The sequence below is a fragment of the Nocardia abscessus genome (assembly GCF_015477775.1).
GTDB classification, from domain to species: Bacteria; Actinomycetota; Actinomycetes; order Mycobacteriales; family Mycobacteriaceae; genus Nocardia; species Nocardia abscessus_A.
Genome location: NZ_JADLQO010000002.1, coordinates 648,827 through 667,973 on the forward strand (window position 1 = coordinate 648,827; position 19,147 = coordinate 667,973).

The 19,147-nt window shown below is 67.7% G+C and carries 18 protein-coding genes; 8 read left to right on the forward strand and 10 right to left on the reverse strand.

Going from position 1 to position 19,147, the window contains the following annotated elements:
• Positions 1–307: 307 nt before the first annotated feature.
• Both IU450_RS08680 and IU450_RS08685 read right to left on the reverse strand, forming a co-directional pair.
• A complete protein-coding gene (locus tag IU450_RS08680) occupies positions 308–688 on the reverse strand; it encodes a DUF1304 domain-containing protein (RefSeq protein WP_043695085.1) in 381 nt (126 codons plus the stop codon).
• A 160-nt stretch (positions 689–848) separates the two neighbouring features.
• Complete coding sequence (locus IU450_RS08685) at positions 849–1,664, reverse strand: amidohydrolase family protein (RefSeq protein ID WP_195149224.1); 816 nt, start codon at positions 1,662–1,664, stop codon at positions 849–851.
• Between the two features lie 278 nt (positions 1,665–1,942).
• Between IU450_RS08685 and IU450_RS08690 the strand changes: the two genes are divergently transcribed.
• Positions 1,943–5,365, forward strand: coding sequence for a serine/threonine-protein kinase (locus IU450_RS08690; protein ID WP_195149225.1), 3,423 nt, complete (start codon positions 1,943–1,945; stop codon positions 5,363–5,365).
• A gap of 13 nt (positions 5,366–5,378) precedes the next feature.
• Here IU450_RS08690 and IU450_RS08695 read toward each other — a convergent pair whose 3' ends face one another.
• The 3 genes from IU450_RS08695 to IU450_RS08705 form a co-directional block, all read right to left on the reverse strand.
• Entirely contained in the window at positions 5,379–6,668 is a 1,290-nt protein-coding gene (locus IU450_RS08695) for a diguanylate cyclase domain-containing protein (protein ID WP_324197591.1), read from the reverse strand.
• A 118-nt stretch (positions 6,669–6,786) separates the two neighbouring features.
• Positions 6,787–7,899: a terpene synthase family protein gene (locus IU450_RS08700; RefSeq protein ID WP_195149226.1), complete on the reverse strand. Its 1,113-nt coding sequence runs from the start codon at positions 7,897–7,899 to the stop codon at positions 6,787–6,789.
• Between the two features lie 317 nt (positions 7,900–8,216).
• Positions 8,217–8,888, reverse strand: coding sequence for a PAS and ANTAR domain-containing protein (locus IU450_RS08705; RefSeq protein ID WP_195149597.1), 672 nt, complete (start codon positions 8,886–8,888; stop codon positions 8,217–8,219).
• A gap of 527 nt (positions 8,889–9,415) precedes the next feature.
• Between IU450_RS08705 and IU450_RS08710 the strand changes: the two genes are divergently transcribed.
• The 3 genes from IU450_RS08710 to IU450_RS08720 all read left to right on the forward strand — a co-directional run bounded on the left by IU450_RS08710 (position 9,416) and on the right by IU450_RS08720 (position 12,414).
• Positions 9,416–10,288, forward strand: a complete 873-nt coding sequence (locus IU450_RS08710) for a helix-turn-helix domain-containing protein (protein WP_195149227.1) — start codon at positions 9,416–9,418, stop codon at positions 10,286–10,288.
• A 175-nt stretch (positions 10,289–10,463) separates the two neighbouring features.
• Positions 10,464–11,840: an APC family permease gene (locus IU450_RS08715; RefSeq protein ID WP_195149228.1), complete on the forward strand. Its 1,377-nt coding sequence runs from the start codon at positions 10,464–10,466 to the stop codon at positions 11,838–11,840.
• Positions 11,841–11,919: 79 nt separating this feature from the next.
• Positions 11,920–12,414 carry a hypothetical protein gene (locus IU450_RS08720; RefSeq protein ID WP_195149229.1) on the forward strand — a complete coding sequence of 165 codons (495 nt, stop codon included), beginning with the start codon at positions 11,920–11,922 and terminating at the stop codon, positions 12,412–12,414.
• A gap of 3 nt (positions 12,415–12,417) precedes the next feature.
• Here the strand turns inward: IU450_RS08720 and IU450_RS08725 are convergent, their stop codons facing one another.
• The 3 genes from IU450_RS08725 to IU450_RS08735 all read right to left on the reverse strand — a co-directional run bounded on the left by IU450_RS08725 (position 12,418) and on the right by IU450_RS08735 (position 14,413).
• Positions 12,418–12,885, reverse strand: a complete 468-nt coding sequence (locus IU450_RS08725) for a DUF4254 domain-containing protein (protein WP_195149230.1) — start codon at positions 12,883–12,885, stop codon at positions 12,418–12,420.
• A gap of 248 nt (positions 12,886–13,133) precedes the next feature.
• On the reverse strand, positions 13,134–13,481 hold the full coding sequence (locus IU450_RS08730; protein ID WP_195149231.1) for a hypothetical protein: 348 nt from the start codon (positions 13,479–13,481) through the stop codon (positions 13,134–13,136).
• A 173-nt stretch (positions 13,482–13,654) separates the two neighbouring features.
• A complete protein-coding gene (locus IU450_RS08735) occupies positions 13,655–14,413 on the reverse strand; it encodes an SDR family oxidoreductase (protein ID WP_416382848.1) in 759 nt (252 codons plus the stop codon).
• Between the two features lie 70 nt (positions 14,414–14,483).
• On the opposite strand from IU450_RS08735, the gene IU450_RS08740 reads away from it, so the two are divergent.
• The 3 genes from IU450_RS08740 to IU450_RS08750 all read left to right on the forward strand — a co-directional run bounded on the left by IU450_RS08740 (position 14,484) and on the right by IU450_RS08750 (position 16,654).
• Positions 14,484–14,834 carry a winged helix-turn-helix transcriptional regulator gene (locus tag IU450_RS08740; protein WP_228834185.1) on the forward strand — a complete coding sequence of 117 codons (351 nt, stop codon included), beginning with the start codon at positions 14,484–14,486 and terminating at the stop codon, positions 14,832–14,834.
• 55 nt (positions 14,835–14,889) lie between these two features.
• Positions 14,890–15,945, forward strand: a complete 1,056-nt coding sequence (locus IU450_RS08745) for a MerR family transcriptional regulator (RefSeq protein WP_195149233.1) — start codon at positions 14,890–14,892, stop codon at positions 15,943–15,945.
• A 208-nt stretch (positions 15,946–16,153) separates the two neighbouring features.
• Entirely contained in the window at positions 16,154–16,654 is a 501-nt protein-coding gene (locus IU450_RS08750; protein WP_195149234.1) for a hypothetical protein, read from the forward strand.
• A 49-nt stretch (positions 16,655–16,703) separates the two neighbouring features.
• Here IU450_RS08750 and IU450_RS08755 read toward each other — a convergent pair whose 3' ends face one another.
• Complete coding sequence (locus tag IU450_RS08755; RefSeq protein ID WP_416382849.1) at positions 16,704–18,059, reverse strand: TIGR03118 family protein; 1,356 nt, start codon at positions 18,057–18,059, stop codon at positions 16,704–16,706.
• A gap of 116 nt (positions 18,060–18,175) precedes the next feature.
• Here IU450_RS08755 and IU450_RS08760 point away from each other — a divergent pair, with 116 nt between their 5' ends.
• The gene (locus IU450_RS08760; protein WP_086006673.1) at positions 18,176–18,673 is read left to right on the forward strand and encodes a peroxynitrite isomerase; all 498 of its coding nucleotides are present in this window, start codon (positions 18,176–18,178) and stop codon (positions 18,671–18,673) included.
• A 10-nt stretch (positions 18,674–18,683) separates the two neighbouring features.
• Here IU450_RS08760 and IU450_RS08765 read toward each other — a convergent pair whose 3' ends face one another.
• On the reverse strand, positions 18,684–19,112 hold the full coding sequence (locus tag IU450_RS08765) for a DUF4254 domain-containing protein (protein ID WP_324197592.1): 429 nt from the start codon (positions 19,110–19,112) through the stop codon (positions 18,684–18,686).
• Positions 19,113–19,147 lie beyond the last annotated feature (35 nt).

Here is a 19,147-nt window from a genome sequence, read left to right on the forward strand (position 1 = left end):
ATCGGTTGTCACAACTAGGCTAGCTGGATCATGCACGTACAGATGCAAGAACGCAAGATTGCGTCTGCATTTCTGCGGTAAAGGACTCCTGACAGCACGCGGAGGCCCAGAGCAGACCGGCCGCAACCCTTTTCGGCGTAGGCGGCGAGCGATGTCCGCTCCGGTCGGCGGCCCCGAAACGAGGCCGATCAGCTCCGCGCGTTCATACTTCCGGACATCTTCACGACCGCACATCCGCACATCCGTACGAATTCGCCCACCGTTACCGACCTTCGGTCGCCGGGCGCGGGCAACCACCCGGCGGCGGTCAGAGCTGGGTCGCGGCCGCGAGCAGCGTCAGCGCGGGCAGCGTGCCCTGTACCACCGCGCCTCTGACGAACCGGCGGTCGTGCGCCACCAAAACCACGGCCGCGGCCAGCATCGACCCGCACCCCGACAGCACCAGCGCCCATCCCGCCTCCGGCACCGACCGCAGGATCGCCACGCCGACCAGCGTCGCCACCGCGAGAAACAGGTTGTAGAAGCCCTGATTGAACGCCCACGGCCGGGCCGCGGCCAGTTCGGCTTCGGAAACCCGGAAGACCCCCTTGTGCACCGCGGGGTCGGCGAACCGCACGGACTCCATGACGAAGATGCCGACATGGAGCAGAGCGGCCGCGACGGCGAGCACCTGTACCACCCAGAGCATTCGACCTCCTCACGAAGCGCACCGACCGGAAGACGCCGACCAGGGCTCCCGTGCAGACCTGTGCGACTCCGGCGCGCCGAGGCATCCTATGGCCGGAGTCGTGGAAGGACGTGCAACACACCGGCGACACGCCGCCGCGCGGGTGCATCGCACCGAGCGGTCAGCCGGTCAGTCCGAAAACCCGGCGGGCGTTGCCGTCCAGATACAGCTCGCGGGTCTGCTCGTCGAGACCGAGGGCGTCGAGGCCGTCCAGTGCGTGGCCGGGGAAGATCATCGGATAGTTGGTGCCGAACAACACCTTGTGGCGGCCGCTACCCGACTTCAGGTAGGAGACCAGCTCCGCAGGAAGGCGTTTCGTCGTGTACGCCGAGGTGTCGATGACGACGTTCTCGTGTTTTCTGGCCACAGCGATCATCTCCTCGGTCCATGGATAGCCGATGTGCCCGCAGACGATCGTCAACTCGGGGAAGTCCAGCGCGACCTGGTCGATGTACGGGATGGGGCGACCGGTCTCCGACGGCCGCAGCGGACCGGTGTGCCCCACCTGCGTGCAGAAAGGAATCCCCGCCTCGACGCATGCCGCGAACAGTGGATAGAAGCGCCGGTCGGTCGGCGGGAGCTCCCACAGCCACGGGAGCACCCGCAGGCCCTTGAATCCCTGCTCCACACGGCGGCGCAGTTCCCGCACGGCGGGCATCGGCTTGCGCAGGTCCACCGACGCGATGGGAAGCAGGCGCTCCGACGCCTCGGCCGCCCACGCCGCCACCTCGTCATTGGAGATGAGGACGCCGTCCGGCGCGTGCCACGCCGAGATGAGCGCGCGATCCACGCCGGCGGCGTCCATCGCGTCGAGGGTCATCGAGAGCGGGATCTCGTCGGCCAGAATCGCGGCCCCGGTCCACCGCCGCAGCGAGGCGAACATGTCGTGGGCGAGGAACCGCCGGGTCGGATGCTGCGCCCAGGCATCGATGGTCATGCGCGGATTATGACATACGTCATAGAAACTCGACACTCCGCGACTCCCGGCGCGATGAGCGTCCGCCGCACCGATTCTTGCTGAGCGACAGCAACATTCATCGTGCACAATGAATGTTGCCGCCCCGCGTCGACACCCGGAATGCGGAACCAAGATGACCAGCTATCACCCGTCTCACCACCACATCTATATCAACCGTAATAACCTATCGGGCGGTTCGCCGGGCATAAACTGGGTATCGACAGCAGCACCACCGACAACCGACACAGAGCAGGACCATGGCCGGTTCGGACCCGTTCGCCACACAGCACGATCGGCCTCCAGGTATCGAGCAGGAACTGGAGGGCGCGGGTCTCGACGACCCCGAAGTGATCGGCAAGGGCGGGTTCGGCGTGGTCTACCGCTGTCGGCAGCGGGCGCTCAATCGCAGCGTCGCGGTCAAGGTCCTCACCGCCCGGCCCGACCTCGAGCCGGAGAACGTCGAACGGTTCCTGCGCGAGCAGCAGGCGATGGGCGCCCTGTCCGGGCACCCGAATATCGTGCCGATCCTGCAGGTGGGGACCACCCGCAGCGGGCGCCCCTATCTGGTGATGCCCTTCCACTCGCACGGTTCACTGGAGAACCGGATCCGCCGCGAAGGTTTCCTGCCGCTGCCCGAGGCGATCGGGATCACCGTCAAGCTGGCCGGCGCCCTGGAGACCGCGCACCGCGCCGGGATTCTGCATCGCGACATCAAACCGGGCAATGTCCTGCTGACCGACTACGGCGAACCGCAACTGACCGACTTCGGGATCGCCCGGGTCGAAGGAGGTTTCGAGACCACCACGGGAGTGGTGACCGGCTCACCCGCGTTCACCGCGCCGGAGGTGCTGCGCTCGGGCACTCCGTCGGTGGCCTCGGACGTCTACGGTCTCGCCGCCACGCTCTTCGCCATGATCACCGGGCACGCGGCGTACGAGCGTCGCTCCGGCGAGCAGGTCGTGGCGCAGTTCCTGCGCATCGCGGCCGACCCGCTCCCCGATCTGCGGCTCGACGGCATCCCCGACGACGTGGCCGCCGTCATCGAGGCAGGCATGGCGCACGATCCCGCCGACCGCCCGTCCTCGGCCGCCGCGTTCGGTGAAATGCTGCGCGCCGTCCAGCGCGGCAACGACATGCCGATCGAGCACATGACGCTGCCCACCACCGATCAACCGGCGCCGGAGGATCTCAGCACGCGGCCGTTGACCGCCACCGCGCGTTTCCCCACTCCCCATCCCAAGACACCGCCGACGCCCGAGACCAAGTTCCGCCCCTCGATGTCGACCCGTCCGCTGGTCCAGCGCGATCGCCTGATCGACGCGCTGCAAACCGAGCCACGGCCGCGGCTCGTGGTCATTCACGCCCCGGCCGGCTTCGGCAAGAGCACGCTGGCCGCCCAGTGGGCCAAGCGCCTCGCCGAGACCGACAAGGTGGCGGTGGCCTGGTTGAACGCCGACCGCGACGACAACAACGTGGTCTGGCTGCTGACGCACCTGATCGAGGCGTTCCACCGTGTGGTCCCCACGCTGGCGCCCGACCTGGCGTTGATCCTCGAAGAGGGCGACGCCGCTGCCGCACGCTACGTGCTCACCACGCTGATCAACACCATCCACGACCGCGACGAACGGTTCGCCCTGGTGATCGACGACTGGGATCGGATCACCGACCCCGCCGCCGTCGAGGCCCTGCACTACCTGATCGAGCAGGGCCCGCACCATCTGCAGATCATCCTGACCAGCCGATCACTGGAGGGTTTGCCGCTCGGCACCATGCGCGTGCGTCACGAGCTCGTCGAAATCGATGCCGCCGCATTGCGTTTCGACGCCGAGGAGGCACGGGCGTTTCTCGCCGAGCAGACCGGTCTCACCCTGGCCGACGCCGAGAGCGCCGAGCTGCGCGATTACACCGAGGGCTGGGCGGCGGCATTGCAACTCGCGTCGCTGTCGCTGCGTGAGCACCCCGACCCGGCTTCGCTGATCGCCCACCTGTCCGGGCACCATCACGCCATCGCCGAGTACCTGGCCGAGAACGTGCTCGACACCGTCGAGCCCGAGCTGCTCGACATCATGCTCAAAACCTCCCTCCCCGAACGGGTCTCCGGCAGCCTGGTCACGGCGTTGACCGGACGGCCGCACGGGCAGTCGGTCCTGGAGAATCTGGAACGCCGCAATCTGTTCCTGCGCCGCGTCGACGAGGACGGCGACTGGTTCCGCTACCACCATCTGTTCGCGGAGTTCCTGCGCAGGCGACTCGAACGCGACCACCCCGAGCAAGTGCCCGAGTTGCATCGCGCGGCAGCCGGCTGGTTCGCCGACCACAAGATGCTCAGCGAGGCGATCGATCACGCGCTGGCCGCTGACGACGGCGAGAAGGCCGTCGACATCGTGGAGGGAAAATCCCGCGATCTGGTGCAGGACGCCCAGCTGGCGACGTTTCTCGGGTTGGTCGCCAAACTTCCGCCCGCGGCCGCCGCCGCCCGCCCTCGGCTGCAGGTCGGGGTCGCCTGGACGAACGCGCTGCTGCGCCAGCCCACCGAACTGCACGCCGCCCTACGGCTGGTGCGGGCGTCGCTGGACAAGGCTCCGGACGCCGACCCCGATCTCGCGCTCGAAGCCGACCTCATCGAGTGCGTGGAACGCGCGTTCGCCGACCATCCGGAGGGCGTGGACGCGGTAGTCGCCAAATGCCTGGGCCGAGCCGACACGCTGGGGCCGTGGGCGCTGTGCGCGGCCGCGAACCTCGCCGCCTTCTCCGCGATCAGCCGGTTCGACTACGAGCGGGCGCGGGAATGGCACGACTGGGCCACCCCCTTCTACCAGCAGACCCGCAGCACGTTCATCCTGATGTACAGCCACAGCCTGGTGGGCATCGCGGCACGGGAAGAACTCGATATCGCGGCGGCCGAACGTAGCTTCCGCACCGCGTTCGAACTGGCCACCACCTCGTCGGGCCCGCAGTCCTATGCCGCTCGCCTGGCCGGCGCCTTGCTCGGCGAGCTGCTCTACAAACGTGACCAGGTGGCGGCGGCCGAGCGCCTGCTGGACGAAGCCGGACGGCTCGGCATCGAGGGCGGCCCCGTCGACTTCCTGATGGCCAACTACGCCACCGGCGCACGGATCAAAGCCCTGCGCGGCGATCTGGCGTCCGCCGCGCGACGGCTGGACGAAGGCGCCGAGGTGGCCAGGGCCTTGAAGTTGCCGCGGCTGGCCACCCGGATCGCCAACGAGCAGGTCCGGCTCGGCCTGACCGCCACCTACGTCACCGAACCGCCGGCCGGAGAAGGCGGTATCGCCGTGATGGCCGCCGAACTGCGGGAGGATTCCGCGATCCGGATGCTGCTGCGGTCCGGAGCCGCCAAACGGGTCGCCGCCGCGGTGGCACGCGCCCAGCAGTTACGGGATTCCATCGATGCGGGCCGACGCCCGCGGGCCGCGGCGCAAGCGTCCCTGCTGCTCGCCACCTGCCTTGCGGCGGCCGGAAAGACCGAGGCGGCGAAGGACGAGTTGGTCCCGATCGTGGCCAGGTACGCCGACGCCGGTCTCATCCGGCCCCTGCTGGACGAGGGCCCCTGGATCATGTCGCTGCTGCACAGCGTGAACTACGACCTGCACGAAGGCCGCTGGCAGGAAGAATGGCCGATGGTCCCGCCCGCCTTCCTGCACAGGTTGCTGGCCCGCTGAGGCAGTCCCGCGACTACACCACCGGTTGCGGACCGCGGGAGGTGTCGGTGTCGAGAATGTGCAGTACCCACCGGCCCTTGCCGTCGGCCTTCGCCCGGTATAGGCCGGTGTCGGCGGCATCGAGCAGCGATTCGGCGTCCGCGCCCGCGACCGCGGTGACGACCGCGCCGATGCTGATCGACATGCGTAGTCGCCGGTCACCGGCCGTGATCGGGTCGACCAGCGCCTCGAGCAGGCTGTTCGCCACGGTGGCCACCCGATGGTCGCTGGCAGGCGGCGGGATCAGGGCGACGAACTCGTCACCGCCGATGCGGGCGACCAGACACCCCGATCCGCGCACACTGTCCTGCAGGCGCTCGGCGACCGCGGTCAGGATCTGATCGCCGGTCCCGTGGCCGTAGCGATCGTTGACGTGTTTGAAGCGGTCGATGTCGACGAAACACAACCCCGCGCGGTCTCCGTTGCTGGCATCCGCGATCATCGCGTCGATCCGTTCGATGAGATGCCGCCGGTTCGGCAGTCCGGTGAGGGGGTCGTGCCGGGCCTGCCGGTGCAGCTCCTCCCGCATCCGGTGCTGCTCGGTGACGTCTTCGCCGACCGCCAGCAGATAGTCGCTCTGGCCGTCGACGCCTTTGACGAAGGTGATGGCGAACGAGGCCCACCCGTAGCTGTCGTCGGCGCGGCGGATCCGCTGCTCCAGCTTGACCGTGCCTTCCCCGGACGGGACCAGCTTGTCGTACACCAGCGTGCGGATGCCCTCACGGTCGTTGGGGTGCGCGAAGTCGTAGACGGACACCCCCCGCAAGGTGTCGACCGGGACGCCGATCATCTCGGCCAAGCCCCGGTTGACGTCAAGCAGCGTCCCGTCGGTGTCGCCGATCGCGATCGCGATCGCCGCGTTGTCGAAGACCACCCGGAACCGCTCGTCGGCGGCCCGGGTCGCGTCGCTCGCGGCCTGTTCGTGCGAGCGGGATTGCGCTTCGTGGCCCTGACCGATCGCCGCGACCAGCGCCGCGAGTCGCCGCCCGCGATCCGCGGCCGTTCCCTGTTCGGCCAATCCGTACAGGACCTGCGCGGACGCGCCCGGCACGGCGGGACCGACCAACCCGGCGGAGGCCAGGGCCGCGCCGACGCGCAGACCGACGCCCGCGTCGAACGGTTCGGCTTCCAGAGCGGAGACCAACTCCTCGACGAGGCCGCGCAGCACCAGCTCGGGGTCCGGTACGGACACCGACCCCTCGGCGACGGCCTGCAACGCGCGCCACCACAAGTTCGCCATCGAGGCGAGTTCGATCTGTTCCACCGCAACCCCCTCACCATTCAGGCCGGAGATAGCCCCCGACGCATCGTATCCACACAAGTTCGAGACCGTCGAGTACTGCCGCCTGGAAGCATTCCCAGAGGTGGCGAGGGTGGCGTGCCTACTTCAGCCCGTTCTCCCGGAATATCGACGCACCTTTGTACCGCAGCGTATCCACCTGCCACACCCAAGTCGCCTGCACGCATGCGATCAGATCGGCGATGTGCGTCGAGACGGTCGCCGCCAGATCGGCGTCTTCCGCGCCCAGGCGCTCGCAGCGTTCGGCCGCCAGCGCACCCAGCTCCCGGAATTCGGCGAGCCGCTCGCGCACGAGCTCGGTGGAGCCCCGCACAGCGTCCTCCAGCGACCATCCGGGGTGGTTCAGCAAGACCGCCGGAATCAAATTGAAATCAGCGAGATCGACGATGCATTCCTTCTCGAAGGAGAACACGTCGTTCATCAGCGCCCCGATCTCCACGGTCAGCACCCGCAGCCGCCGGAGGTCGCCGGCCAGCTCGGTGTGCCCGATCCGGTCCCAGGGCAGGTAATCGTCCCGGCCGAATTCGCACAGCGCGATCGCCGGATACATGCCCGACACCTGGGCTCGCAGGTCGATGTACTCGGTGACGCTGAGCAACCCGCCGCGTGCCCTGGCGTTCTGGTCCTGGATCGCGGGCCGCAGGTGCGCGATGGTCGACTCGATGAACCGGTCGAGCCAGGCCGGGTTCGCGCGGGCGGACAGCATCGTGAGAAACGCCGACGTCGAGGTCTCCAACGGGGTCGGGTACGCAGGCGAGGAGCGGGTACGCAGGAGCACGCACAGCCGGTCGATCGCGACGCGCGCCTGTCGCTGCTCGTCGTCGCCGAGGTGCCCGAACTTCTCCCGGCCGACAGTGTCGTTGAGCCAGAACAGGATCGCGTTGTAGAGCCCGATGATCGTCATCCGTTCCGCACTCACGGCGCCGGGATGCAGGTAGGGCGTCATGCTGTTGTAGTGCGGGCCCGCGGGCTCGAGCCAGATGCCGTGCTCGCGGCAGAAGCGCTCGACCTCCGCACAGGCTTGCTCCCCGAACCGGTTGGGCCGGAAGTCGCGGCAGTAATCGACGATGTCCCAGTCGGGCGTGCCGAACATCGCGCGCAACGACCACTGCCGCCCGGCCTTCAGCAACATCTCGTGTTGCCCCCGCATGGTGACGATTTCTTGCTCGAGTGCCGATGTGTACTCACTGACCACAACGACTTCCTCCCACTATGGCGACTTCTAATGAATTGTCTCCGACTTATCGGGTGTGGGATCGGTCGAAGGGCGAAGATCACGCAACTTCCGAATGCCCGATAGCCTCGGCGCGCGGGGGATCCGACGCCGGAGCACGGCAAACGGCGAGCTCGCCCCGAAACGTGGCGCCGCAGCGCGAGATCGCGGTGGCGCATCGAGGTAAGCGACCCGTCTGAGACACGTGGCGTGCGGGCTCTGCCCCTGATGTCGCCGAGCGCCGGTAGTCGAACTATCGGGGGTTCGTCACGGGACGTGCGCTGCGCCCGAGGGCGCGCTCACTTGGACGCCAAGACGTCGTGCATGGTCAACAGCAGATGGTCGAATTGGGCCCGTTGCGCGGCCGGACCGCCGCCCATCGCGGGGATCTCGCCGACCAGTTGTCGCGCCAGCGTCCGCAGCTTGATGTTGGTTTCCTGGGAGCGCCACTGCAACACCCGGAACGCCTGTTCGGCGTTGATCCCGTAGACGAGCATGAGCACGCCCTTGGCCTGCTCGATCACCGCCCGCGATTCGACGAGTTCGGGCAGCGTGCCGTCGAGGATCTCCTGCCGGTTCTCCGCGAGGGTCTCGGACACGTCGACGACATAACCGCAGGCGCCGATCACCGACTCCCGGTCATCGAGCATGCGATCGGCCACGACGATGACGTGATGGGTTCGCCCGGCGGTGTCGATGACGCGGTGGCGGCCACAGTAGGGCTCACCGGTTCGCACGGCGGTGACAATGGACCCGTCGACCGGTGCGCGGTCGTCGGGGTGCTTGTGCGCCAGCAGCAACTCCGTACTGGGGCGCTCGCTGCCCGCCGGGTAGCCGTATATCGCGGCCACTTCGTCCGACCATTCCCATCGCTGATCCTCGAACCAGAAGCGGAAGCCACCCACGCTCTGCGGCGTGCCCGCGAGGACGCTCTCGATCGCGGAGGCGCTTCTCAGCGCGAGGTGATCCATCCTCGTCACGCGGTCATTATCCATCGGCAGCCGGGGGCGACGGCGCGGAACACGGAATGAAATCGAATTGTGGCAAACTCTCCGCATCTCCAATAAAGGGCCGTCTACCTGGGCAAAATCACAATTCAGCAACATCGGAAACGCGTTAGCAATCAATTCGCAAAAGATGGGCCGTCCGACCTCGCGTCGCTGCCGACAACCCACGCTTCCGCCCGAGTCGGGCACGGCCCGCGGCTGCATCCAGCGGCGGCGCTTCGCCCGGGGCATTCCCGCCGTCCGCGAAACGTCCCCGAGCAGGTCCGCGAGTATTCGCAGGCCGATGCAACCGAGTAGTGGGTCCGGTTTCCCCCGCAAGATTGTGCGCCGAGCGTAAACGCCCTCGAAAACACCGACCATAACGTGGATCACGGGAGGTAGTCTCTGTTGCTGTGCCCACACTCGGCACAGATCCGCTGCACATAGGCCGCATTCGAGGGCGAACGTCATAACGCGTTCCAGCTAGTGCGCAGACCGAAGGGGTTGTACTGATGGCAGGCAAGCGCACCGTCCTGACCGTCCGGTTGCGGCGGCTGGCGGCAATGCTGCACGAGATGCGCGAGAACGCCCAGCTCAGCAAGGAAGAGGTCAGCGCGAAGACCGGGATCAACGTCACTACGCTGTACCGGATCGAGACCGCCCAGGCCCGTCCGCAGCGCCGCACCCTCATGGCGATGCTCGACCTGTACCGCATCGGCGAGGAACAGCGCGAGGACGCTCTGGAACTGCTGTCGGACGCGCTGAAGCCCGGCATGTCGCGCGCCTACGAGGGCAGCGTGTCGGAGGTGTACGCCGCCTACATCAACTTCGAGTCCGAGGCGCTGTCGGCCCGGCACTACCAAACCTCCATCGTCCCAGGGCTTCTGCAGACCTACGAGTACGCGACCGCGGTGATCGACACCTCGATGCCGAAGCTGGAGGCTTCGGTCATGGAGAGCAGGGCGAAGGCCAGGATGGATCGGGCCGTCAACCTCACCAAGGAGGACCCGCTCGAGCTGTGGGTGGTCATGGACGAGGCCGCGATCCGGCGCACCGTCGGCGGCCCGGCGGTGATGCGGGGCCAGCTCGACCGGCTGCTGCAGGAAATCAAGCGTAAGAACGTGATCCTGCAGATCCTTCCGTTCGACGCGGGCGCGCACCCCGGCATGGCGGGCTCCTTCACCCTGCTCGACTTCCCCGACCCGGCCGACCCCGAACTGGTCTACGTGGAGGGCATCGCGGGTGACGAACTGATCGAGGGGCACACCGAAATCCGACGTTTCGGGGTCATTTTCGACCAGCTGCGCGCCATGGCGCTGAGCCCGCGCGATTCCGCGGCCATGATCGTGGAGACCGCGCGCCGGATGGACGGGATGGATCAGTAACGGCAGACCCCAGGGCAGGCGGTCCGCCACAGCGCCGTCGCCCATCGGGCCGGTGGCACGCAGACGAACTTTCGGCCCTGCCCGGCGCGTAGAAACCCCAGCGGAAATCGGCCCGGTGAACGACTATTCCGCCGCGGAGTGGGTACCCTCGCCCTTACTGCCGAGGGGAGGACGCATGTCCGAAGTCACTGCGAATCCGACATCCGAATCCGGGCCCGAGCTCAAACGGGTGATGGGGCCGGGACTGCTCCTGCTGTTCATCGTCGGCGACATCCTCGGCACCGGGATCTACGCGCTCACCGGAAAGGTGGCCAACGAGGTCGGCGGGGCGGTGTGGGTGCCGTTCCTCGTCGCGTTCCTGGTCGCGCTCGTCACCGGCTTCAGCTACCTCGAATTGGTCACCAAATACCCGCACGCCGCGGGCGCCGCCCTCTACACGCACAAGGCGTTCGGCATCCATTTCCTCACCTTCATGGTCGCGTTCGCGGTGATGAGCTCCGGCATCACCTCCGCGTCCACGGCCTCGCGGGCGTTCGCGGCCAACTTCGCCGAGGCCTTCGACCTGGATCTGGGCACCGGAACCGCGGTGACGGTGATCGCGCTGGTGTTCATGGCGGTGGTGGCGGCGGTCAACCTGCGCGGCGTGAGCGAGGGCGTGAAGCTCAACGTGGTGCTCACCTGCGTGGAGCTGACCGGTCTGCTGATCGTCATCGCCATCGGCTGCTGGGCACTGGGCGTGGGCGACGGCGACTTCTCCCGCATCGTCGAATTCGACACCGGCGAGCGCAACGCGGTCGGCGGCGTCATCGTGGCCACCACGCTCGCGTTCTACGCGATGGTGGGCTTCGAGGACTCGGTGAACATGGCCGAGGAGTGCAAGGAGCCGAGCCGGATCTTCCCGAAGGTGCTGCTCGCCGGGCTGCTCATTACCGGGCTCATCTACGTGCTGGTGTCCATCAGCGCGGTGGCGCTCGTGCCCGCCGACCAACTCGGTCAAGGCGACACGCCGCTGCTGAAGGTGGTCGAGGCGGGCGCGCCGAGCTTCCCGACCCATGTCTTCGCGTACATCACCATGTTCGCCGTCGCCAATTCGGCGCTGATCAACATGCTGATGGCCAGCCGCCTCATCTACGGCATGGCCCGGCAAGGAGTACTACCCCGGCCGTTCGGCCGCGTGCACGAGTGGCGCCGGACGCCCTACAACGCCATCATTTTCACCACGCTGCTGGCGCTCGGGCTCATCCTGTTCGTCGGTGAAGTGCCCGAACTCGGCGGCACCACGGCGCTGCTGCTGCTCGCGGTGTTCACCGTGGTCAACGTCGCCGTGCTGGTGCTGCGCCGAGACCCGGTGCCGCACAAGCACTTCAAGACACCGACGCCGCTGCCCGTGCTCGGCGCGCTCACCTGCGGCTTTCTCGTCACGCCGTTCACCGACCGCAATCCGGCGCAGTACGCCATCGCCGGCGTACTGCTGGCCATCGGCGTCGCGCTGTGGGGCGTGAACTACCTGGCCATCCGCTCCATGCGGGCTCAGCCGTTGGACACCGAGTAACCGAGCGCGGCGCGTGTCCGCCGGTATGTCGGATTTCTGCGGATGACTAGTCGCTGCCCGGTAGGTAAGGTGGGCGCCGATGACCAGCATGGAAGCCCGTTTCGGGGATGCCACCCGGACCGTGCCCCTCCCGAACCCGTGGAATCTGACCGCCTATCTGGCCGCGGTGGCCGCCCATCGCGGACGCTCGATCAGCCTGCACCCCGTACCCAAGGCGATGCTGGCCGAAACCGGCTGCGGCGGAGGCGGCTTGTGGGTGGCACGCAAGCACGACGACATCATCGTGTACGACGCCGCGGCGACCGGCCGCAACGCCGATCACGTCATCCTGCACGAGATCGGGCACATGCTGCTGGGTCACCACAAAGACCAGGAACGCGGCGATCCGTTGCCGCCCTCGCTGGCCGTCATCCTGCCCTCGATCTCGCCGCAATCGATCGAACATGTGCTAGGCCGTGCCGAATTCGGCGCCGACCGCGAGCGGGAAGCCGAGGTCTTCGCCGATATGACCATGGTGTACGCGACCTTGCCGCGCCGCCGCAGGCGATCGTTCCGGCTGTTCGGGCGAGGCTGACAGCTACCAGCGGTCGTAGCGGCCCTCGGGTAGTCGCCTCGCCCCGGCGCGTAAGTCGTCGACGAGATCCTGGTAACCGTCGGCCAATTCATCGATCCTGACCCACGCGTCGTAGAAGACCGATTCCGGCGCGTGCGCCAGCGCAGCGAACGCCTGAGCGGCCAGCATGGCCAAGCGATCCACCATGCGGCCCACGGTCTCGGTGTGTTCCGGCGCGGCGGGCGGTGGAATCGGCATGGCCAGAGTGACCCAGCGGTCGATGCCGCGCACGAGTTGCGCCCGGCGCCGGTCGAGTTTGTCGCACCGGCTCGCCGGGGTGTGTTCGCGAGTCCGGTGCAGCTGAGCCAGTTCTCCGGCCGCCTCCAGCATCGGATGATCCAGGTGCGGCAAGCCCCGGAAAGCAGCCAGCAGAAGTTCTTTGCCGGGAATCACCCGGGCCTCCGACGCCTGATCCACTTTCCGAACCCCCATTCCGACCAGGGTGGACGCGTCTCGGTCACGTCCTCGATGCCTTGCCTCGCCGGTGTCCCGGCACTGCCCGAACATCCACATGATCCAAGCGTGACCGAGCGCGCAGTCCCCCGTGTCGAATTCGATCACTTCCGCTCACGCGACACGCCCATCGATCGAAATTCCGGCGCACGAGCCGGTGCGACGCACATGGCAAACATCCAGTGACCTTGCGTTTTTCGAAGATAGAGCCGACTTTCCTGCGGCTATTACCAACCGAGCCGACACGCCAGCCACTCCTTGGCGAGTTGAGCAAACTCCGATTGGTGCCGCCGCAAATGCGGCGAACGCGGCGGCGCCGGCTTCCGGCAGGCCACTGCCCAGTAGCCGGCGAGCGCGCAGACGAAAGCGTCGATCGCCGCGGGGTCGACGTCGCGGGCTACCGGATGGGTGGCGATGATCGGATCCGGGTCGACACCGGCGGCCGCGATCGATGGGGCGAAGGCGATGAGGTCTATCCACGCCGCGCCCCGGCATGCCCACGCCCAGTCGACCGCCAGCACCGCACCGTCCGCTCGCCGCACCATGTTGTCCGGACGAAGGTCTGTGTGCAGCAATGTATTTCCCGCCGCAGCCGCCGTCCACGTCGCTTCCGGCTCGGCCGACTCCGTCGAATACCGAACGGACCAACCGTCCAGGTCCACCGGAGGCCCCTCGCTCACGAACGTGCGCCAGCCGACCAGCTCCGGACGAATGACGTTGCCGATAGGTGCACCGCCCCGATCGACGTTCAGGAAATCGTCTCGTGCGCGGCGAGGTAGTCCTGGCCGCCGATGTATGTGGTGTGGCCCGGATCGGCGGGGGCGGTGGTGGCCAGGGCGACGGCGGTGGCGAACTCGGTGACTGTCGGCAGAGTGCCCTGATCGCGGCGCGCGGCCACGGCATCAGGGTTTCGGCGTTCCAGCAGCTGGACGATGATCGTGCCGTCGATCATGTCGCCGGAGACGACGTGCAGGGCGATGCCCCGGCTGGTGAGTTCCGGGATCATGGCGCGCAGGACGTCCTCCCCCGCGCGCTTGCTCGCGGCGATGGGTTCGTAGTCGGCAGGGACCGGCTTTCGGCCGTGGAAGTGCGCCTGATGGCTGGTCACGAAGACGATCCGCGAACCGGACGGCATGTGCGGCAGGGCGAGCCGGACGAGCCGCTCCTGCGCGTCACGATTGAGCGCCATCGCGTAATCGGGCCGGGCATTGCGCTCCAGCCCGCCGGAGGCGTTGAGCACCAGCACATCCACACGGCCGAACTCCGCCACGACCTGTGCGATCAGGGCACCGGCCGAGTCCGCGCCAGCGATGTCGGCGCCCGCGGTGGACGCGCTACCGCCCGCCTGCCGGATCGACTCCGCCAGCGCCTCGGCCCGCTTGGCCTTCTCCCGGTAGTTGATCACAATGTGGTCGCCCCGCGCGGCGAGCACCCGCGCGGTCTCCGCGCCGATGCCGCGGGAGGCGCCCGTGATCAGAACGATGCGCCGTCCGATCGTGTCGTCCACCGTCACCCTCTCGGTCCGCCCGGCGACCCGGGCCAGTGCTTCTGATTCAGAATCACTATGCTGGTTCTAAATGAGAAGTGCAAACGAAACGAGGCCACCGCGCGGCCGGGACGACCCGGCGAACGCGCCGCTGCTGGCCACGATGGACCTGCTCGGGCAACGCTGGATCCTGCGCATCCTGTGGGAACTGGAACCCGAGCGCCTCGGCTTCCTCGAATTGCGCCGGCGCATGGGCAACTGCTCCTCCAGCATGCTGTCGGTGCGCTTGCAACACCTGCAATCCGCGGGCCTGATCGCGAAGAACCCCGACAAGTCCTATGAACTGACCACCGCGGGCAGCGAACTCGGCACGGCACTCGGACCGATCTGGGACTGGTCGCGCCGCTGGCGCGTGACCCCCACCGACTCCAGCGCCGACTGACGACGTGCGGACCGAGGCTTGACCTTCGAGTTGGTTGAGGCTCCATGATGGCCTGGTGGCGAGTTCGGAAACAGGGTTGATCACGATCGGTGTGCTGGCGCGGGCCAGTGGACTGACGGCGAGCGCGCTGCGGTTCTACGACGACTGCGGCCTGCTCGTTCCGGCTCGGGTCGACCCGCTGACCGGCTACCGCTACTACACCGAGACGCAGCGGGAGCAGGCGACGCTCATCCGGCAACTGCGTGCGATCGATCTCCCGCTGGAGGCGATCGCGGAGATTCTCGCCGGTGACGGCGAGCGGGCCCGGCGCTTGCTCGATCGTCACGTGGCGGAATTGACGCGGCGGGCGCACGAGGCCGCGCGCGTCGCCACGGCGGTCAAACGGTCGCTCGGAACTTGCGTGGCGGTCGATGCCGCGGTTTTGGCCGAGGCGCTCGAGCAGGTCCGCGCCGCCGCGGCCCGCACCCGCGAGATACCGGTACTGGCGGGCGTTCTGCTGGAAGCGGGCGCGAACGCGGTGACCCTCACCGCGACCGACCGCTACCGCCTGTCCACCCGCACCGTGGTGGCGAACCGCCGGCACGGCGGCGAGTGGTCCGTGGTGCTCGATCCGAACGGACTCGAGTCGATCATCGAGCGGCTGCGCGGCATGGCCGAGGTCGTCGCCACGCCGACCGATGACGGATTGATTCTGACCGGCGACGGCGTCGAACACCGGGCGAGTGCCATCGATGAATCCTTCCCGGATCACCGCGCCCTGCTCGCCGGGCTGGCACCGGTCCGCACCAGGGCGATCGTCGCCCGGCAACCGATGCTGGACGTTCTCGAAAAGACCGACGCCCCTCTACGATTCGTTATCAAACCGAACGGGATCTCGATAACCACACAGGGCGCAGCGCACCGTCTGCCCGCGACGGTCACCGGCTCCGCCATCACACTGTCGTTCGAGCCCGCGACACTGCTTCCCGCCGTCCTCACCGCGCTCGGCCCCGAACTCATGCTCGACATCAGCGCCGCCGACCAGCCGGTGGTTCTCCGCTCCGCCACAGACGGCGACCTCACCACCCTGGCCATGCCCAGACGAGCACTCGACCACAACGCCGCGAAATAGTCGCCGGACGCCGACATCTCTGCGCGGCACACACTCAGCCGAGGCGCCCGACCACGCACGCCATCCTGCGCTGGGCAACTCCGATCCGACCGCTTACGTGTGATCGCGACTATCCGCCCCGACTCCTCCCCATATCCGGACCGGCATTCGAGCCAGCCGGGCGGATCACCCACGAACCTCCATCCACGCACCCATGAAGGAGCCCCCGATGAACCCATCCCCCGACCACACCATGGAAACCATCACCAGCGCTGTCGCGCTCGGACACGAGGGCCGTCCGGACGACGCGCGAGATGCCCTGCTCGCCGTCTGGACCTCGCTCGGCCCGCAGGGCGACCCGATGCACCGCTGCACGCTCGCGCACTACCTGGCCGACTTGTACGACGACCCGGCGGAAGCGCTGACCTGGAACATCCGGGCGCTCGACGCCGCCGACAGTCTTTCGGACGATCGCGCTCAGAGCTATGACGGTTCGCTGCGCGTGGCCGCGTTCTACCCGTCGTTGCACCTCAACCTCGCCGACGACTATCGCAGGCTCAGCTCGTTCAGCGCCGCGCAGCGCGAAATCGAAGCCGCCCGGGCGTGTCTGCACATGCTCGCCGACGACGGCTACGGAGCGACGATCCGGACGGCGGTCGCCGAAGTGGAGTCGGCGATCCGCGAACGGCGCACCGAACCGAGGGCTTCGGCGCCGACCGGTGGCCGATAACGCGTGAGCGGCCCGCACCTGTCCGGTGCGGGCCGCTCACGAGTCGGGTCTACTTCAAGCGAAGCTTGCCGAAAAGACCGTCCTTCTCGTCGTCGGGGCCTGCGGTGAAATACAGCGAGTCTGCGTCGCCGAGGCTCTCGCCGTTGCCGAACATCAGCGCCCACAGTCCCTCGATGGCGACCGGCTTGCCGTCGCCGTCGCGCAGGTAGTCGGCGAACTTACCGGTGGTGTCGTCGTAGGCCAGTACGTGCCCGGCGCCGCCGAAGTTGCCGACCAGCAGTTTGCCGCTGAGCGGACCGAAGCCGTCCGGCGCGATCGTCACCGCCCATGGCGCGTTCAGGCGCTTACCGTCATCGATGATGCGCACCAGCTTGCCGTTCGCGTCGAACTCGGCGAGCTTGCCCTTGTCCGGCTTGCCGCCCGCCTCCTGCTCTTTGTCCTTGTCCAGCGAATCCTCTTCACCGGCATCGAACTCGGTCTCGTCCTTCTCGGCCGGCTGCGTGGTGGCATAGGCGACGAACACCCGGTTGCCGATGGTCGAGACGTTGAACGGCGTGGGATCGCCGGGCACGGCCTTCTTGCCCTTTTCCGGCGCGGCCGGGTCGATCGCGTCACCGGTGGCGAACGGGTTGGCGAAGCCGGTGGTCGGGATCAGCTGCCAATTCCGGTCGAATGTCCGGACCTGCGGGTCCGCGCCGAAGTCGGCGGCCAGCAGCTTGTCACCGGAGGGCGTCAGCGCTATCCCGAAGAACTGCATCCCCTGCGGCTCGCCGTCGAAGACCAGGTTGGCCGGGCCGTCGTGACGGACGATCCGGCCCTCGAAGCCCTGCTCGGTCCACGCGGAGATCTTGCCGGAGTCGGTGGCGAAGATGAAACGCGCCGAACCGTTCAGCGGTCCGCCTTCCACCTCCACCGGCTGATCGTGGACGACGAACAGATCCGAGGTGATCGGCGCCGGGTTGAACACCACGCCGGTGGTCTTGCCCACGCTCTTGTCCGAGGTGTCGGCGTCGGCGCCGGGAATGCTGACGATCTTCAGCTGGTCCTGGAAGAGCTTCTGCACCTTCTCGTCCGCGGATTTGGTCACGTCACCGACGAACTGGAACGACTTGCCGCCCGCTCCGACCCAGAAGTGCCCGCCCGCGCCCTTGGGGCGGTCGGCGAGCCCCCACGCGTTCACCAGGTCGGGAAAAACGAACTGCGCCTTGTATTCCGCGTTGTTGGCCGCGAGGTTGGTCTGGACGTATTTGTTGCCGTCGAGCGCGGGCACCTCGTCCGACTTCGAGTCCGAGCAGCCCGCCGCCAGCGCCAGCGCGACCCCAAGCGCCGACGCGCGCAGCAGACCACTTCGGGTCCGCGACCGCGGCGTACCGCCACGGCGCGACTCATTCCAGCGTCCGTTCAACTTCTTGTTTCCTTTCCGACCACACCACATTGGTGATAAGGCGAAGCTAACCTTAGCGTGAGCCAATTTCCGGAGTACGCGAACGGCGGGTGAAGGCCGGGTTTAGGCTGTTCGCCGTGGTCGAACCCCAGCCTGCTATTGCCCTGCATCCCGATATCGCCCCGCTCGCTCCACTGCTCGGCACTTGGCGTGGCAACGGGCAGGGTGAATACCCGACCATTCAGCCGTTCGGCTATGTCGAGGAAATCCGGTTCGGCCATCTCGGCCGCCCGTTCCTCACCTACCGGCAGAAGACTCGCGCCACCGACGACGGCAGGCCGCTGCATGCCGAAACCGGCTATCTGCGTTGCCCACGTCCCGACCGCGTCGAATTGATCCTCGCCCATCCCACCGGAATCACCGAAATCTGCGAGGGCTCGCTCGCCGTCGAGGACGGCACGCTGCGCATGGAATTGGACTCCACCGGCATCGGGCGCAGCACCACAGCGAAACTCGTGACCGCCCTCGGCCGTTCTCTGCGCCTGTCCGGCGACACCATCGACTACACGCTGCGGATGGCGGCGGTCGGCGAACCCTTGCAGCATCACCTCGCGGCCACCTTGCGGCGGGACTGACCCGACTGCGCTAAAAAGCGCTCGGCAACCGCCGCCGCCCACTCGTCAGCTCGATGACCAGATCCTCGTAGGCCACGGCCACTTCGGCCAGCCGCTCCCACGCGAACCACAGGTCCCATTCCTGGTCGTTCGCCATCGCCGCGTACGCGCACGCACTGAGCCGAGCGAAACGATCGACGACCGATCCGAGCGATTCGGTATGCAGATAGACTCCGCCCCGCGCCGCGGGCAACCGAGGCACCACCCAGCGATCGACGTCGCGAATCAGCTGGGCACGGCGCCCCTCTATATCGCACACACCTGTCTGCCCCAAGCGAAGCCGACGAACATGCAGTTCGGCCAGGGCGCGCGCCCGCAGCAGGACCGGATGATCCGGCAGCGGAGCATCCTCCCGGCAGGCTTGCAGCAGTTCACTTCGCGTCGGCAAACTCCCGCTCACGGCGCACCTTTCGCGCCCGCGCGGGCCAGCGCGCA